16 protein-coding genes are annotated in these 17,083 nt (G+C 65.1%); 9 read left to right on the forward strand and 7 right to left on the reverse strand.

Annotated features, from left to right (window positions below):
• Nucleotides 1-36: 36 nt before the first annotated feature.
• Both RBJ75_RS23740 and RBJ75_RS23745 read left to right on the forward strand, forming a co-directional pair.
• A complete protein-coding gene (locus RBJ75_RS23740; protein ID WP_044418648.1) occupies nt 37-927 on the forward strand; it encodes an SDR family oxidoreductase in 891 nt (296 codons plus the stop codon).
• Between the two features lie 205 nt (nt 928-1,132).
• Nucleotides 1,133-1,474, forward strand: coding sequence for a hypothetical protein (locus tag RBJ75_RS23745; RefSeq protein ID WP_044418652.1), 342 nt, complete (start codon nt 1,133-1,135; stop codon nt 1,472-1,474).
• A gap of 230 nt (nt 1,475-1,704) precedes the next feature.
• Here RBJ75_RS23745 and RBJ75_RS23750 read toward each other — a convergent pair whose 3' ends face one another.
• The 6 genes from RBJ75_RS23750 to RBJ75_RS23775 all read right to left on the reverse strand — a co-directional run bounded on the left by RBJ75_RS23750 (nt 1,705) and on the right by RBJ75_RS23775 (nt 6,726).
• Nucleotides 1,705-3,132 (reverse strand): homospermidine synthase, encoded by a 1,428-nt coding sequence (locus RBJ75_RS23750; protein ID WP_276156993.1) that lies wholly within the window; start codon nt 3,130-3,132, stop codon nt 1,705-1,707.
• Between the two features lie 66 nt (nt 3,133-3,198).
• Complete coding sequence (locus RBJ75_RS23755) at nt 3,199-3,588, reverse strand: RidA family protein (RefSeq protein WP_044415893.1); 390 nt, start codon at nt 3,586-3,588, stop codon at nt 3,199-3,201.
• Nucleotides 3,589-3,685: 97 nt separating this feature from the next.
• Nucleotides 3,686-3,901, reverse strand: coding sequence for a hypothetical protein (locus RBJ75_RS23760; RefSeq protein ID WP_044415891.1), 216 nt, complete (start codon nt 3,899-3,901; stop codon nt 3,686-3,688).
• Between the two features lie 11 nt (nt 3,902-3,912).
• Nucleotides 3,913-4,500: a GNAT family N-acetyltransferase gene (locus RBJ75_RS23765; RefSeq protein WP_044415897.1), complete on the reverse strand. Its 588-nt coding sequence runs from the start codon at nt 4,498-4,500 to the stop codon at nt 3,913-3,915.
• A 160-nt stretch (nt 4,501-4,660) separates the two neighbouring features.
• Nucleotides 4,661-5,803, reverse strand: a complete 1,143-nt coding sequence (locus RBJ75_RS23770) for a type III PLP-dependent enzyme (protein ID WP_276156994.1) — start codon at nt 5,801-5,803, stop codon at nt 4,661-4,663.
• Nucleotides 5,804-6,465: 662 nt separating this feature from the next.
• On the reverse strand, nt 6,466-6,726 hold the full coding sequence (locus tag RBJ75_RS23775) for a hypothetical protein (protein ID WP_044413707.1): 261 nt from the start codon (nt 6,724-6,726) through the stop codon (nt 6,466-6,468).
• 204 nt (nt 6,727-6,930) lie between these two features.
• On the opposite strand from RBJ75_RS23775, the gene RBJ75_RS23780 reads away from it, so the two are divergent.
• The 6 genes from RBJ75_RS23780 to RBJ75_RS23805 all read left to right on the forward strand — a co-directional run bounded on the left by RBJ75_RS23780 (nt 6,931) and on the right by RBJ75_RS23805 (nt 13,828).
• Nucleotides 6,931-9,021 carry a M3 family metallopeptidase gene (locus RBJ75_RS23780; RefSeq protein WP_044413705.1) on the forward strand — a complete coding sequence of 697 codons (2,091 nt, stop codon included), beginning with the start codon at nt 6,931-6,933 and terminating at the stop codon, nt 9,019-9,021.
• A gap of 100 nt (nt 9,022-9,121) precedes the next feature.
• Entirely contained in the window at nt 9,122-9,748 is a 627-nt protein-coding gene (locus RBJ75_RS23785) for a DUF1007 family protein (protein ID WP_044413702.1), read from the forward strand.
• On the forward strand, nt 9,745-10,908 hold the full coding sequence (locus RBJ75_RS23790; RefSeq protein WP_044413700.1) for a nickel/cobalt transporter: 1,164 nt from the start codon (nt 9,745-9,747) through the stop codon (nt 10,906-10,908). Before RBJ75_RS23785 ends, RBJ75_RS23790 begins: the two co-directional genes overlap by 4 nt.
• A 160-nt stretch (nt 10,909-11,068) precedes the next feature.
• Nucleotides 11,069-12,106, forward strand: coding sequence for a ferrochelatase (gene hemH / locus RBJ75_RS23795; protein WP_044413697.1), 1,038 nt, complete (start codon nt 11,069-11,071; stop codon nt 12,104-12,106).
• 276 nt (nt 12,107-12,382) lie between these two features.
• Nucleotides 12,383-13,375 (forward strand): SPFH domain-containing protein, encoded by a 993-nt coding sequence (locus RBJ75_RS23800; RefSeq protein WP_044413710.1) that lies wholly within the window; start codon nt 12,383-12,385, stop codon nt 13,373-13,375.
• A gap of 9 nt (nt 13,376-13,384) precedes the next feature.
• A complete protein-coding gene (locus tag RBJ75_RS23805; RefSeq protein ID WP_044413694.1) occupies nt 13,385-13,828 on the forward strand; it encodes an NfeD family protein in 444 nt (147 codons plus the stop codon).
• Between the two features lie 324 nt (nt 13,829-14,152).
• On the opposite strand, the gene RBJ75_RS23810 is transcribed toward RBJ75_RS23805, so the two are convergent.
• Complete coding sequence (locus tag RBJ75_RS23810) at nt 14,153-15,166, reverse strand: SIS domain-containing protein (RefSeq protein WP_044417091.1); 1,014 nt, start codon at nt 15,164-15,166, stop codon at nt 14,153-14,155.
• A 200-nt stretch (nt 15,167-15,366) separates the two neighbouring features.
• On the opposite strand from RBJ75_RS23810, the gene RBJ75_RS23815 reads away from it, so the two are divergent.
• Nucleotides 15,367-17,070, forward strand: a complete 1,704-nt coding sequence (locus RBJ75_RS23815; protein ID WP_044417093.1) for an outer membrane beta-barrel protein — start codon at nt 15,367-15,369, stop codon at nt 17,068-17,070.
• Nucleotides 17,071-17,083: the final 13 nt, after the last annotated feature.

Raw genomic sequence — 17,083 nt, forward strand, 5'->3', positions numbered from 1 at the left:
ACCATATCCCTGCCATCTGAACAGGGAGATTGTCTCATGCGGGTATTCGTCACCGGCGCCGCCGGCTTCATCGGCAGTGAAACGACCAAGGAACTGATCGCCAACGGGCATCAGGTGGTCGGCCTGGCGCGGTCCGACGCCAATGTGGCGACGCTCGAGAAACTGGGCGCGGACGTTCATCGCGGCTCGCTGCAGGACCTCGACAGCCTGAAGAGCGGCGCGAGGGATTCAGACGGCGTGATCCATCTGGCCTTCATTCATGATTTCTCGAAATATGCAGAGAATGGCGCGATCGACAAGGCCGCGATCGAAGCCATGGGCGAGGTGCTGGCAGGCACCAACAAGCCGTTTATCGTCACCTCAGGCACCGGCCTCGTGGCGGCAGGCGTGGTGGTCACCGAGGATATGCGGCGCCAGTCCGGCGCACATGTTCCGCGCGTATCCGAGCAGGCGGGCTTGGCTTTTGCGTCGCGGGGCGTGCGGGCGATGGCGATCCGCCTGCCGCAGGTGCATGGCGCCGACGGCAAGGCCGGGTTGATCTCCTATCTGGTCGAGCTGGCGCGACAGAAAGGTGCTGCCGCCTATGTCGACGACGGCGCCGAACGCTGGGCCGCGGCCCACGTGCTGGATGTCGCCCGCCTGTACCGGCTTGCTTTGGAAAACGGCGCGGCTGACGCGATCTACCACGCTGTTGGCGAAGAAGGCGTGCCGATGCGCCAGGTGATCGACGTGGTCAGCCGTGCGCTCGATGTGCCGGTCGTCTCGATCAAGAAGGAGCAGGCGGAGGCTTATTACGGGCCGCTGGCGGTGTTCGCCGGCCTGGACATGCCGGCGTCCAGCGCCTTGACCCAGCAGCGGTTGGGCTGGACGCCGACCGGGATTGGCCTAATCGCCGATATCGGCCGGCCGAATTACTTCGAGGCCTGAGCGCCCGGCGCAACGGCGCGCCGGTGTCGGCGTTGGCCTGGAACCCGAAGGGAACCAGCCTGGCCTTCGCCGACGAGCGGCGGGCTTGCCGACGCTGTCGCGCGCCGGCGATTCATCTGTCGTTCAGCAGTTCCGGAACCGGTTCGCGGCGATCGGAACCTTGCTTCGCGGCGTCCGTTGTCCTTGCGAACTCAGGGTGGACAACATGACGCCGAAACAGAATACGCGCGCCTTCCGGATCGATCTGCTGCTCGCTGGCGCATTGGTTGCGATCGGGCTGACGATCTCCAGCACGGCCTTCTGGCGTCAGTCGGACACCGGGCCGAGCCAGCAGATGGCGCAGGCGACCCCGCAACCGTTGCAGTCGACGCCCGGCGCCAAGGACAAGCCAGTCGCGCCCGACGAGACGATCAATCATGGCCCGCGTCCGCACCAGATCGCCCCGCAGCCGGCGCGACCCGATCCCGCTGCAATCGACGCCGGCGCCAAACCGGCCCTGCCGCGCGCTCCCGCCGAGAAGATCGGCGAGCCGATCAGGGCGAAGTAGCCACCCGGAAAGTAGCTAACTGAAAACAGAGGAATCGTGTCCCGGGCGCGGTGCAGCACGCCCGGGGTCTGCGCTTTGCGCTGCCCGGGTGTGCTGCTCCGCAGAACCGGGACCCCGCTTCTGCTGCCGGCAAGATCACCGGGGCCCCGGCTCTGCGGCGCACCACGCCGCAAGTGCGGCGCGTTGCGCCGCGTCCGGGGCACGGGCCGGAGTTATCTCGACAGACGTCTTTAGCGCACCAACACGTTGCGGAACTGCCAGGGATCGGTCTCGTCGATGTCTTCAGGGAACAGGCCGGGGCGGTCGGTCAGCGGGGTCCAGTCGGTGTAATAGCCTTTGACCGGGCCGAGATAGGGAGTCTGGATTTCCAGGCAGCGACGGAAATCCATTTCATCGGCTTCGACGATGCCCTCGTTCGGATTCTCCAGCGCCCACACCATGCCGGCCAGCACCGCCGACGACACCTGCATGCCGGTGGCGTTCTGATACGGGCAGACTTGACGGGTCTCCTCGATCGACAGCTGCGAGCCGTACCAATAGGCATTCTTGGCGTGGCCGTAGATCAGCACGCCCAATTCGTCGACGCCGTCCTCGATCTCGTTTTCGTCCAGAATGTGCCAGGACGATTGCATCTTGCCGGTGGCGCCGAACATTTCGTGCAAGGAGAGCACGGCGTCATTGGCCGGATGATAGGCATAATGGCAGGTCGGCCGGTAGATCACGTTCTGGCCGTCGCGCACGGTGAAGTAATCGGCGATCGAGATCGATTCATTGTGCGTGACCAGGAAGCCATATTGCGCGCCGGGCGTCGGGCACCACGAGCGTACCCGCGTATTGGCGCCGGGCTGCAGCAGATAGATCGCGGCACCACAGCCCTCGGTATGGGTGCGGCCATTGTCCGGCATCCATTTCTCGTGGGTGCCCCAGCCGAGTTCGGCCGGCTGCAGGCCCTCGGAGACGAAGCCCTCGACCGACCAGGTGTTGACGAACACGTCCATCGGCTTCGGCTTCTTGGAGCGCTGGGTGTCGCGCTCGGCGATGTGGATGCCCTTGACGCCGAGCTTGTGGGCGAGCTGGCCCCAGCCTTCGCGGCTTTTCGGCTCGTTGAACGGCGTGTTGGTCTCGGCGGCGATGTTCAGCAGCGCCTGTTTGACGAACCACGACACCATGCCGGGATTGGCGCCGCAGGTGGAGACCGCGGTGGTGCGGCCGGCGGCGATGCTCTTGGCCGCCAGCAGGGTCTCGCGCAGCGCGTAGTTCGAGCGCTTCTCCGGGCCGGCGCTCTTGTCGAAATAGAAGCCCAGCCACGGCTCGACCACGGTGTCGATGTAGAGCGCGCCGATCTCCTGGCACATTGTCATGATGTCGACCGAGGAGGTGTCGACCGACAAATTGACGCAAAAGCCCTGGCCGCCGCCTTCGGTCAGCAGCGGGATCAGCAATTCGCGATAATTCTCCCGGGTCACCGCCGATTTGATGAAGCGGACATTGTGCTTCTTCGCCAATTCGCCGTCCTCGTGCGGATCGATGATGACGAAGCGCGACTTGTCATAGTCGAAATGCCGCTCGATCAAGGGCAGCGTGCCTTTGCCGATCGAGCCGAAGCCGATCATCACAATCGGGCCGGAAATCTTGGCGTGGATCTTGTTGGTGGTCATCGGCGAAATCTCCAGGTCGACGGCGCCAGGGCGCCATCCGGGTGTGGTGAGGAAGAGGGAGCGCGCTCAGGCCGAACGGCGCTTGGCGGTGACTTCGATCTCGATCTTCATCTCCGGCTTGTAGAGGCCGGCGACGGCGAGGATCGTCGCGGCGGGGCGAATCTCGGCGAGGTGTTCGCCACAGACCGCGAACACCGCGTCGGCGTCCTTGGGATCGGTGATGTAATAGGTGGCGCGCACCACGTCGGCGAGGTCGAAACCGGCTTCGGTCAGCACCGACGCGATGGTTTTGAAGCAGTTGCGTGTCTGCGTCGTGACATCGGCGGGCAGCGTCATGGTGGTGTAATCATAGCCGGTGGTGCCGGACACGAAGGCGAAATCGCCATCGACCACGGCGCGGCTGTAGCCGGCGGTCTTCTCGAACGGCGATCCGGTGGAAATCAGGCGGCGGGACATTGCGGAACCTCGATTGAAAAACAGAGCCCGCAATGCCGCGTCTGCGCCGTCAAATCAAGCTGGAGAATCGAATGGCGGCGGCCGGCGGCCGCGCGCGTCAGCTGTTCGGGTCGGTTCCGGCCACGCGCACGTGACCGCGCTCCGCGACCGGCAGCCGGGGCGCGTGGCGGCGCATCATCACGTCAACCACGATATTGATCGCCAGGATGATCAGCAGCACGGTCGAGATCGACGGCAGCTTGACCATCGATCGCAGCCTGAATGGGCGACGCGCGCCCACGGTTTCACCCGCGGTGAGGTTGATGGTTTTCATCGCATTGATCCTCAGGCCGCGCGCCGTTGGCGCCGCGTCGCACGCGGCGCCTTGACGGCAGCGGCGGCTCCGGTCGGCACGATCAGGCCGGCGGCGCCGTCGAGCGCGCCTGCGCGCAATTCGATCCCGAGCAGCCGGTCGCGCTCGAACGGGCCCGGCAGCGCCAGATCGGCCATTTTCGCGGCCGAGAAGCCGAAGCGGGCGTAATAGGGCGCGTCGCCGAGCAGAATCACGGCGCCGTGGCCGCGCGCCTGCGCCTCGCGCAGCGCGTGGTTCATCAGCGCGGCGCCGATGCCGAGCGCGCGGCATTCGGCATCGACCGCCAGCGGCCCCAGCACCAGCGCGGCGACGCCGCCGGCGCTGACGTGCCACAACCGCACGGTGCCAACGAGCCGGCCCTGGCGCACGACCGAGAGGGCGAGGCCTTCGGCGGGCGCGCGTCCGTCGCGCAGGCGCTGGCAGGTGCGCGCATGGCGGTTCGCGCCAAAGCAGGCATCCAGCAGCGCTTCGCGCGCGGCGACGTCCGACGCTCGTTCCGCACGGATCGCGAACGGGGCGGCGTCGGTGAGGGCGGTCTGGGTGGTCCGCAATGCAGTCATCTGCAACTTGGTCATGGCACGTCAGTCCCCACGCAAGCGGCGACAGCCGTGCGTGTTGTCAGCAAATTGGCATGTGACGGGATAGGAGCCGGCGCACCGGCTCCTGGTTATTCTGGTGATCCGAGACGGTCGCCCTCGGGTCGAGCTCGAGGGCGGGGTCTCAGATGTGGTAGGTCCGCAACGGCGGGAAGCCGTTGAACGCCACCGCCGAATAGGTCGACGTATAGGCGCCGGTGCCTTCGATCAGCAGCTTGTCGCCGATCTCGAGCGTCACCGGCAGCGGATACGGCAACTTCTCATACATCACGTCGGCCGAATCGCAGGTCGGGCCGGCGAGCACGCAGGGCGTCATCTCGGCGCCGTCATGGCGCGATTTGATCGCGTAGCGGATCGACTCGTCCATCGTCTCGGCCAGACCGCCGAACTTGCCGATGTCGAGATAGACCCAGCGCACCTCGTCCTCGTCGCTCTTCTTGGAGATCAGAACGACTTCGGTCTCGATGATGCCGGCATTGCCGACCATGCCGCGGCCCGGCTCGATGATGGTCTCCGGAATCGCGTTGCCGAAATGCTTGCGCAGCGCCCGGAAGATCGAACGGCCGTACTGCACAACCGCCGGCACTTCCTTCAGGTACTTGGTCGGAAAACCGCCGCCCATGTTCACCATCGACAGATTGATGCCGCGCTCCGCACAATCGCGGAACACCGACGAGGCCATCGCCAAAGCACGGTCCCACGCCTTCACCTTGCGCTGCTGCGAGCCGACATGGAACGAGATGCCATAGGGCTCCAGGCCAACACGCTTGGCGAGGTCGAGCACGTCGACCGCCATCTCCGGATCGCAGCCGAACTTGCGCGACAGCGGCCACTCGGCGCCGGCGCAATCGTACAGGATGCGGCAGAACACGCGCGCGCCGGGGGCGGCGCGGCCGATCTTCTCGACTTCGGCGCTGCAATCAACCGAGAACAGGTTGATGCCGAGCGCGTGGGCGCGCGCAATATCGCGTTCCTTCTTGATGGTGTTGCCGAAGGAAATGCGGTCAGGCGTCGCGCCGGCGTCGAGCGCCATCTGGATCTCCTGCACCGAGGCGCAGTCGAAGCACGAGCCCAGCGAGGCCAGCAATTTCAGCACTTCCGGCGCCGGGTTGGCCTTCACCGCGTAGAACACGCGGCTGTCCGGCAACGCGGTGGCGAAGGTCTGGAAGTTGTCGCGCACGACTTCGAGATCGACGACGAGGCACGGCTCGACGTCCTGACCTTCGTTGCGGCGGGCACGGAGGAATTCTTGAATACGTTCGGTCATAGCACTCTCCAAACGGCCCAGCGACGGGGTACCGCTTAAATACGACGTCTGATCCGAGCGCTTCGACAAGCGTCACGCGATGGAGGCGCGACGAGCCAAATGCTCAGACAAACTGTGCTGCCGTGGATTGGTTGGGAGTGATCCCGTCCGCACACCTGGCAATGAAGGTCAAGCCTCTTCGGTATTCGCGCCGGCTGTTGGAAAGCCGGCAGAGACCAAAAAAGCCCGATCCGTCGTTGCTTTAAGTCGCGTCCCCCGTTGAGAACGAGGTGCGCCGGTTCGCCTCCGGCTGCCAGTCACGGTTGCAAGGATCGAAGTCACCTTCAACGGCATCTCTGGAGAGAGATGCTGGCCCCCTGCGATCTTGCGGGAGACCCTCGGCTTCTTCGTCCCTTGGCGGCTGTCCGGCCTCTTGTCCGGATACCTACCGACTGACACACGACCACAGGCACGTGCGAAATTGGGCAAGACCGGAGATAGGTGCTTTGACCCGGCTCCGCAAGATTTTTTTTGGCTTAACGGGAGATTTTCACGCTGCGCGGGCGCAACGTTGCTGATCAGCAACGCGAAGACGCTCGAACATGAACATCTGTTTAGATTAGCTAACGAGATGTGAAGATTTCACCGCGGCGACACACAATCGGGCCACGATTGCCGGGCGCTTACGCGCGCTTGGTGAACGGCTCGATCTGCTGGGCGTGGCGGACGAACGCCACCATGACGATGACACCGAGCACGAACAGGATTCCCTGCAGGATGTGAGCAGCCTCGCTGCCAAGGCCGAACAGGATCGCCAGCGCCCAGCCGCCCGCGAACGCCGCGCCGAACACTTCGGCGCCGATCAGGATCGCGGCGCTGATCACCGTGATGGCGCTCTGCCAGACAATCCGGCGGGGCGCGGTCGAGGAGGGGGCTTTGGTCATCAGTCTGGATCCTGTTGCGGGCCGCAATCTCTCCGAAAAAGGCCGCCGCGGCAAGGGCTAGCGCGGCGCGCCGCAAAGCGGAAGCGGTTTGGCGGCCTCATTTGGGCAAATAACAAAGGAATGGGCCCGCGCCACGGACCCAAAAAAGCCCGATGGCGTGCTATAGCGTCGCACTCCGAATTCGCCGAAAGCAGGATTGTGTTGATGCCAGATAGCTCCGGACCGATTGCCACGTCACAAAACGCCGACAACCCGCTGCTGATGGCCTGGAGCACGCCGTTCGAGACCCCGCCTTTCGCGCAGATCGCGCCCGCGCACTTCCTGCCGGCCTTCGACCAGGCCTTTGCCGATCACACAGCCGAGATCGCGGCGATCGCCAACGATCCGGCGACGCCGGATTTCGCCAATACCATCACCGCGCTGGAGCGCTCCGGCAAGCTGCTGAACCGGGTCGCCGCGGTGTTTTACGATCTGGTCTCGGCGGATTCCAATCCCGCGCTGCTGGAGATCGATAAGGAAGTGTCGCAGCGGATGGCGCGGCACTGGAATCCCATCATGATGAACGCGGCGCTGTTCGGGCGGATCGCCGCGCTCTACGGCAACCGCGCCGGGCTCGGGCTGAGTTCGGAACAGCTGCGCCTGCTGGAGCGCACCTATACCCGCTTCCATCGCTCCGGCGCCGGGCTCGACGAGGCGGCCAAGCAGCGGATGGCCGAGATCAACGAGCAGCTGGCGCAGCTCGGCACCGCCTTCAGCCATCATCTGCTCGGCGACGAGCAGGACTGGTTCATGGAAATCGGCGAGAGCGATCGCGACGGCCTGTCTGACAGTTTTGTCGCCGCCGCCAAGGCCGCCGCCGACGAGCGCGGGCTGCCGGGCAAGGTGGTGGTGACGCTGTCGCGCTCCTCGGTCGAGCCGTTCCTGAAAAGCTCGGCCCGCCGCGACCTGCGCGAGAAGGCCTATAAGGCGTTCACCGCGCGTGGCGACAATGGCAACGCCAACGACAACAACGAAGCGATTCTCGAAATCCTGCGGTTGCGCGAGGAAACCGCCAAACTGCTCGGCTTTGAAACCTTCGCCGCCTATCGGCTGGAGGATTCGATGGCCAAGACCCCGCAGGCGGTGCGCGGCCTCTTAGAGCGGGTCTGGAAGCCGGCCCGCGCCCAGGCGCTGAAGGACCGCGACGCGCTGCAGGAATTGGTCTCCGAGGAGGGCGGCAATTTCAAGCTGGCGCCGTGGGACTGGCGCTACTACGCCGAAAAGCTGCGGCAGCGCCGCGCCAATTTCGACGACGCCGCGATCAAGCCATATCTGGCGCTCGACAACATGATCAAGGCCGCGTTCGACACCGCGACAAGGCTGTTCGGCGTCAGCTTCAGCGAACGCAAGGACGTGCCGGTGTGGCATCCCGACGTCCGGGTCTGGGAAGTCAAGGACGCCGCGGGCGCCCATAAGGGCCTGTTCTACGGCGACTACTATGCCCGGCCCTCGAAGCGCTCCGGCGCCTGGATGACCTCGCTGCGCGACCAGCAGAAGCTCGACGGCGCGATCCATCCGTTGATCATCAATGTCTGCAATTTCGCCAAGGGATCGAACGGCGAGCCGTCGCTGCTGTCGCCCGACGACGCCCGCACGCTGTTCCACGAATTCGGCCATGGCCTGCACGGCATGATGAGCGACGTGACCTATCCGTCGCTGTCCGGCACCAGCGTCTTCACCGATTTCGTCGAGCTGCCGTCGCAGCTCTATGAGCATTGGCAGGAGCAGCCGCAGGTGCTGCGGCAATTCGCGACCCATTACCAGACCGGCGAGCCGCTGCCCGACGAGCTGTTGCAGCGCTTCCTCGCCGCGCGCAAATTCAACCAGGGCTTCGCCACGGTCGAATTCGTCTCCTCGGCGCTGATCGATCTCGAATTCCACAGCCAGCCCGCGGCATCGATCGGCAATGTCCGCGACTTCGAGCGCCAGGAGCTCGACAAGATCGGCATGCCGGAGGAAATCTCGCTGCGGCACCGGCCCACGCAATTCGGCCACATCTTCTCCGGCGATCACTACGCCTCGGGCTATTACAGCTATATGTGGAGCGAGGTGATGGACGCCGACGCCTTCGGCGCGTTCGAGGAGGCCGGCGACATCTTCGATGCCAAGGTGGCCAAGCGGCTGCTCGACGACATCTACGCCTCCGGCGGCTCGAAGGACCCCGAAGCGGCCTATATCGCCTTCCGGGGTCGGCCGCCCGAACCCGACGCGCTGCTGCGCCGCCGCGGTCTGCTCGACACGCCAGAGGCGGCGTAAGGTGACCCGGCCGCTCATGAATCCGCCATTGCGAGCGAAGCGAAGCAATCCAGGGGCCTCGCGCTCGGCCCTGGATTGCTTCGTCGCTGCGCTCCTCGCAATGACGAGAAGTTTGGTGTGCCTCGGTTTCCTTGTGCTCGGTGTGGGCGCCGCCCAGGCCCATCCGCATGTCTGGATCACCGCCACCAGCGAGCTGGTCTATGGCCCGGACGGCAGCTTCACCGGGGTCCGCCACGCCTGGACCTTCGACGACATGTTCACCACCTATGCGCTGCAGGGGCTCGAGACCAAGACCAAGGGCGTCTACACCCGCGAGGAATTGGCGCCGCTGGCGCTGACCAATATCGAATCGCTGAAGGATTTCGCCTTCTTCACCTTCGCCAAGGCCAATGGCAAGAAGGCCAAATTCGTGCAGCCGACCGAGTACTATCTCGAATACAAGGACACCACGCTGACCTTGCATTTCGTGCTGCCGCTGAAGACCCCGGTGAAGAGCACGGACCTGACCGTCGAGGTGTTCGATCCGACCTATTTCATCGACTTCAGCTTCGCCAAAACCAACCCGGTCAAGCTGGTCGGGGCTCCGGCCGGCTGCCAGATGAACTTCGAACGGCCGAATGACGGCACCGCACAAACCCAGCAGATGAGCGAACAGAACTTCCTGAGCGGCAACAACTCCAATTATGGGGCGATGTTCGCCAACAAGATCACGGTGCATTGTCCATGAACGTATCGAGCAGCCCCGCCCGCGTCTCCGTCCTGCAGTGCCTGCTGATCGCCGCCGTCGCGGTGGTCGCGGTGACGTTATGCGACGGCGCCATGAGTTCGGCACTGGCGCAGAATCCGTTCGGCGGGCCGCGACCGCCGGCGCAGCCGCCGGCCGGCGGCGTCATCGGCTGGCTGCTGGCGCAGCAATCGGCGTTCTACCGCCAGATGTCGCAGACCATTCGGGCGGCGAAATCCGACGGCAGCGCGGTGTGGACGCTGCTGGGGATTTCATTCGCCTATGGGATCTTTCACGCCGCCGGTCCGGGCCACGGCAAGGCGGTGATCTCGTCCTATCTGGTCGCCAATGAACAGACCGCGCGGCGCGGCATCGTGCTGTCGTTCGTCTCGGCGTTGCTGCAGGCGCTGGTCGCAGTTGTGATCGTCACGGTCTGCGCCTGGCTGCTCAACGCCACCGCCAAGACCATGTGCGGCACCGAGCGGGGGATCGAGATCGCCAGCTACGCGCTGATCGCCGCGTTCGGTGTCAGGCTGGTCTGGGTCAAGGGCGGTGGCTTCATCCGGGCACTGCAAAAGAGCCGGCCACCGCAACTGGCGTTCGCGCATGCGGGAGCGGCGCATGATCCCGGCCACCACCACGCGCATCACGAGCACGAGCATGATCACGCGCACCACGCCCACGCAGCTCACGCCCATGATCACCACGCCCATGATCACCATGCCCACGATCACCATGCCCATGATCACCACGCCCATGACGGCCCGCATGACGCGCATTGCGGCCATTCGCACGGTCCGGAACCGCAGCAATTGGCCGGCCCGGGCGGTTGGCGCCGCGGCCTCGGCGCGGTGCTCACGGTCGGAATTCGGCCGTGCTCCGGCGCGATCCTGGTGCTGGTGTTCGCGCTGGCGCAGGGCCTGTTCTGGGCCGGCATCGCCGCGACCTTCGTGATGGGGCTCGGCACCGCGATCACGGTGTCGACCATCGCGGTGATCGCGGTCTCGGCCAAGGGGCTGGCGCGGCGGCTGGCGGCCGGCCGCGAAGGCGGCGGCGCGCTGGTGATGCGCGGCCTCGAATTCGGCGCCGCTGGCCTGGTGCTGCTGCTCGGGGTCGGATTGTTACTAGGTTACATCGCGGCCGAGCGCGTGACTTGCCTGTGATCGAGATGCTTGCCGATTGGGCAGTTCCGCCGGCTGTGGCGGGCCCAACAAATCTCCAGTGGATGCATTAAGTTATGGCTTCACCACGCGACAATTTGCGACAGCTCTGCGACCTCCTTATCTTGACAAGATTAGGCCAACGCGCGAAGCCAAAAGCATCATGACAGTCATAGTCCCAATGGTCAGCCCAGCGGTCGCCGTCGATCCGGCGCTGGAGCGCGTCGGCGTGCTGCTGGTCAATCTCGGCACCCCCGACAGTGCCGACACCAAGGGCGTGCGGATCTATTTGCGCGAGTTCCTGTCCGACTCGCGGGTGATCGAAAATCAAGGCCTGTTCTGGAAGCTGGCGCTCAACGGCATCATCCTGAACACCCGGCCGGCGCGCAAGGCCAAGGACTATCTGAAAATCTGGAACACCGAGAAGAACGAATCGCCGCTGAAGACCATCACCCGGGCGCAATCCGAAAAGCTCGGCGCGGCGATCGCCGGCCACGACCACATCACGGTCGACTGGGCGATGCGCTACGGCAATCCGTCGATCAAATCCCGGATCGAGGCGCTGATGGCGCAGGGCTGCAACCGGCTGTTGGTGGTGCCGCTCTATCCGCAATATTCCGCCGCGACCTCGGCGACGGTGTGCGATCAGGTGTTCCGGGTGCTGGGCGAGATGCGGGCGCAGCCGACGCTGCGGGTGACGCCGCCCTATTATCGCGACGCCGACTACATCGACGCGCTGGCGACCTCGATCAGGTCGCATCTGGCGACGCTGCCGTTCGAGCCGGAGATCATCGTGGCATCGTTTCACGGCATGCCGCAGGCCTATATCGAGAAGGGCGACCCCTACCAGTCGCAATGCATCGCCACCGTGGATGCGCTGCGGGCGCGGATGGGGCTCGATAGCAAGAAGCTGATGCTGACCTTCCAGTCGCGGTTCGGCTTCGACCAGTGGCTTCAGCCCTATACCGACAAGACCATCGAGAAGCTCGCCAAGGACGGCGTGCGCAACATCGCCGTGGTGATGCCGGGCTTTTCCGCCGATTGCCTGGAGACGCTGGAAGAAATCGCCCAGGAGAATGCCGAAATCTTCCTGCATAATGGCGGCAAGGAATTCTCCGCCGTGCCCTGCCTCAACGACAGCGACGAGGGCATCAGCGTGATCCGCCAGCTGGTGCTGCGCGAGCTCAAAGGCTGGCTGTGACGCGGCTTTGCGTCGCTGGCTGGCGTTGCGATGCCTCGTATTTCTACGCAGAGCGAGCCGGCTTGGCTGGGTTCGATCGGCTTGGGGCGCAGCCGGAAGCGATCGTTAACCTTGCATCTGCGGTGCCGTGCCACTCGTTTTGTTAACGCTCGAACCTTACATCCTGTCACAACGACCTAGAGCCGGTGACGCCGTTCCGGCGATCGCATTGCCATGGCTGCAGCGGGGCTGGCCTGATGCGAAGGGGACCGCCGCGAGGAGAGCCCGATGTATTCGTTGACCGGCTTCGATATCTTCACCATTACGCTCGTCGTCCTCGTCATTCTCACGCTGTTCGCCGGGGTCAAGACCGTCCCGCAGGGCTATGATTGGACGGTCGAACGCTTCGGCCGGTTCACCCGCTCGCTGTCGCCCGGGCTCAATCTGATCATCCCCTATTTCGATCGGGTCGGCCGCAAGGTGAATATGATGGAGCAGGTGATCAACATTCCCGAGCAGGAGGTGATCACCAAGGACAACGCCACCGTCACGGTCGACGGCGTCGCGTTCTATCAGGTGTTCGACGCGGCGAAAGCCAGCTACGAGGTCTCCGACCTGACCCAGGCGATCGTGGTACTGACCATGACCAATATCCGCTCGGTGATGGGCGCGATGGACCTCGATCAGGTGCTGTCGCATCGCGACGAGATCAATGAACGGCTGCTGCGCGTGGTCGATGCCGCGGTGTCGCCCTGGGGCCTCAAGGTCAACCGCATCGAGATCAAGGACATTGTGCCGCCGGCCGATCTGGTCGAGGCGATGGGCCGGCAGATGAAGGCCGAGCGCGTCAAGCGCGCCGACATCCTGCAGGCCGAGGGCCAGCGGCAATCCGAGATCCTGCGCGCCGAAGGTGCCAAGCAGGGCCAGATCCTGCAGGCCGAGGGCCGCCGCGAGGCCGCGTTCCGCGACGCCGAGGCCCGCGAGCGCTCCGCCGAGGCCGAGGCCCGCGCCACCCAGATGGTCTCCGAGGCGATCGCCAAGGGCGACGTCGCCGCTCTGAACTACTTCATCGCCGACAAATACATCAAGGCGTTCGGCCAGATCGCCGATTCGCCGAACCAGAAGATCATCATGTTGCCGATCGAGGCGATGAACGTGCTCGGTTCGCTGGCCGGGATCGGCGAGATCGCCAAGGCCACCTTCGGAGAAAGCGTCGCCTCGGCGCAGGCCGCGGCGCGCCGCGGCTCGGTGCCGACCACCGGCCCCAATCCGACCACGCCACAACGCTGAAAGTAGACAATGATACAAACGTTATTGAGCCAGGGCCACTGGACCTGGCTGATCCTGGGCCTGGTGCTGATGGTGCTGGAGCTGTTGGCGCCCGGCGTCTTTCTGTTCTGGCTCGGCCTCGCCGCGATGGTTGTCGGCCTGCTGTCGTCGGTGATCGCGCTGCCGTGGGAGGCCCAGATTCTGATGTTCGCGCTGGTCTCGGTGCTGGCGGTGCCGCTGTGGCGCGGCGCCTCGGGGCCGAAACCCGGCACCAACCGGCTCAACAAACGCGGCGAGGCGCTGCTCGGCCGCGAGTTCACGCTTGATAAGCCGATCATCGACGGCGAAGGCCGGCTGCGGATCGACGACACGATCTGGCGGATCGTCGGCCCCGATTTGCCGGCCGGCACCCGGGTCCAGATCGCCAAGGCCGAGGGCGTCCGCCTGACGGTGGCGGCGATCGAGCCGGAATAGAACCTCCGCTTCGTCATTGCGAGCCGAGGACGGCGCATCGCGCCGTCCGAACGCGAAGCAATCCAGGGGCGCCAAGCCCAGACCGGATTGCTTCGTCGCAAGAGCTCCTCGCAATGACGGCTCGCAATGACGGCTTCGAGTCTTGCTTCGATTGATCGCTTTTTGCGTCAGACCCTGAGGTGCCGTCGCCGTAGAGCTTTTTTTGCGAAGTGGAAACCGGTTCGCGTGAAGAAAACGCGTCAAAACAAGAATCCAGAGCAATTCCGGTTCTGATCTATCAGAACCGGAATTGCTCTGGCGACGGCCTCGAAGGATGAGTCGCCGCTACGCCACGCCGGCGCGCAGCAGATCGTGCAGATGGACGATGCCGACCGGCTTTTTCGCCACCGTGACGATGACCGCGGTGATCTTCGACGCATTCAGGATCTCGAGCGTCTCGATGGCGAGCAGGTCCGGGCTGATGGTCTTGGGATTCTTCGTCATCACGTCGTCGACCAGCGCGGTCATCAGATCGGCCCGCATGTGACGGCGCAAATCGCCGTCGGTGACGATGCCGGCGACGTGGCCGCGGGCGTCGACGATGCCGACGCAGCCGAAGCCCTTGGCCGACATTTCCACCAGCGCGTCCGACATCCGCGTGCCGAGCGGCCGCAGCGGCAGCGCCTCGCCGCTATGCATCAGGTCGCGGGCGTATTTCAGCATCGCGCCGAGCTTGCCGCCGGGATGCAGCACGCTGAAATCGACTGAGGTGAAGCCGCGACCTTCCAGCAGCGCGATCGCCAGCGCGTCGCCGAGCGCCAGCATGGTCAGCGACGAGGTGGTCGGCGCCAGATTATGCGGACAGGCCTCGCGCGCCTTCGGCAGCGTCAGCGAAATATGGGCGGCCTTGCCGAGCGTCGAATCCGCATCCGCCGTCATCGCGATCAGCGCGATCCGGAAGCGCTTGGCGTAGGTAATCAGGTTCTTCATCTCGGGCTGCTCGCCGGACCACGACATCGCCATGATGACGTCGTCGGCGGTGATCATGCCGAGATCGCCGTGGCTGGCCTCGGAGGCATGGACGAAGAACGCCGGGGTCCCGGTCGAGGCGAAGGTCGCGGCGATCTTGCGGCCGATATGGCCCGACTTGCCGAGCCCGGTGATGATCAGCCGGCCCTTGGCGTTGCGGATCAGATCGACCGCGGCGGCGAAGGCCGGGCCGAGATCGGATTTCAGCGCGGCTGCCAGCGTGGTGACGCCGCTGGCTTCGGCTTCGAGCGTGCGCAGGGCGGACTCGACGGCGGCGGCGGCGTGGTCGGTCATTGCGGATTTCGTAGTTGTGGTTTTTGAGATGGCCATGATGGGTCCGGAAGGAAAAGGAGCCGTTATGTTGGCGCGGGGCTCTTCCTAGCACGGCCCGCCGGGCGATGCGACGCGCTGCCCGATCTCAACCGGTCATTAACCATAATTGTTTTAACTCCCTTAACGATGCCCGCGGGCGGCTCGGGTTGCCCCCGTCGCTGGTTTTAAACGAATGTTTTTGTTGGAGTTTTGTGATCGTGACCTCGGGTCCAGCCACGGGCCGCCACCGCCGCGCAGCTTGCCTTCGCGTCGCATTGGCATGTCTGGGCCTGGTGGCGATCGATCACGTTCCGGCGTCCGCGCAACGCCTGACCGCCGACCTGCTGCGCCCGGTGCGCGGCGGTTTCGTTGCCCCGCAGGATCTGCCGCTGCGCAAGACCGACGATCCCGCCATCGACGACCCGCTCGATAACACCGTGCGGATCCCGGAGACGGCGGCGCCGTCGCGGATCGGCAACATCCCGACCTATGGCACCGCCGCGGCCGCGGGCTCCGGCACCGCCGAGATCGGCTATGATTCGCTCAACCGCAAACGCCGCAAGCCGAAATATTACCCCGGCGCGCCGAAGCCCAAACCGGCTCCCGGACCCGGTACGGCGGTGGTGGACCCGGCGCCGCGGCTGCTGACGGGGCCGCCATCGGCGCGCGCCAACAAGGCGCCGGTCTCGGCCGCCTTGGCCGGCACCGCGGTCGGCCAGCCGACGCGCCGCCGGCTCAAAGCCGATACCGACCCGTTCGGCGCGGTCGGCGACTATGCCGGCAGCTTCCTGGTCAAATCCGCAATCGAACTGCGCGGCGGCTATGACAGCAATCCCGGCCGGGTGTCGTCCAATCCGAAGGGGGCGGGGTTCTACGTCGTCGCGCCCGAACTGATGGTGACGTCGGACTGGGACCGCCATGCGCTGGTCGCCGATCTGCGCGGCTCCTATACCGGCTATGCCGGCGCGCTGCCGTCGACCAATCCCGGCGTGCAGTCGGCGCCGATCAATCTCGACCGTCCCGATTTCACCGGCCACATCGACGGCCGGATCGACGTCAGCCGCGACACCAGGCTGCTCGGCGAGGCCAGGCTGCGGCTGTCGACCGACAATCCCGGCAGCCCCAACATCGAGGCTGGCCTCGCCAAATATCCGATCTTCACCACCACCGGCGGGTCGTTCGGTATCGACCAGAATTTCAACCGGCTGCAGGTCACGGTGGTCGGCAATGTCGATCGCACCGTGTACCAGAACTCGCGCCTGACCGACGGCACCACCGACAGCAATGCCGACCGCAACTTCAACCAATATGGCGGCGCCGGCCGCGTCAGCTACGAGGTGCTGCCCTGGCTGAAGCCATTCGTCGAGGTGGAGGGCGATACCCGCGTCCACGACACCGCGGTCGATCGCGGCGGTTACCAGCGCGATTCCAGCGGCGGCTATGCGATGGCGGGCACCAGTTTCGAACTGACCCGGCTCCTGACCGGCGAAGCCTCGATCGGCTATGCCACCCGGACCTATAGCGACCCGCGGCTGCAGAAACTGACCGGCCTATTGACCAGCGGCTCGCTGATCTGGACGGTGACGCCGCTGACCACGGCGAAATTCATCGCCACCAGTTCGGTCGACGAGTCCACACTGGCCGGGGTCTCGGGCGTGCTGTCGCGCAGCTACACCGCCGAGGTCGATCATGATTTCCGCCGCTGGCTGACCGCGATCGGCCGCTTCACCTGGGGCTCGCTCGATTATCAGGGCTCCAGCCGCTACGAGACCTTCCATTCGATCTCGGGCGACCTAGTCTACAAGCTCAACCGCACCGTCCAGGTCAATGCGCAGGTCCGCCACGAATGGCTCGACTCCAACGTCGCCGGCTCCAGCAACAAAGCCACAATCGTCATGCTCGGCGTCCGCCTGCAGAACTGACGGGGACCGCCAG

This window comes from Rhodopseudomonas sp. BAL398 (assembly GCF_033001325.1).
In the GTDB taxonomy this organism is placed as follows: Bacteria; Pseudomonadota; Alphaproteobacteria; order Rhizobiales; family Xanthobacteraceae; genus JARJEH01.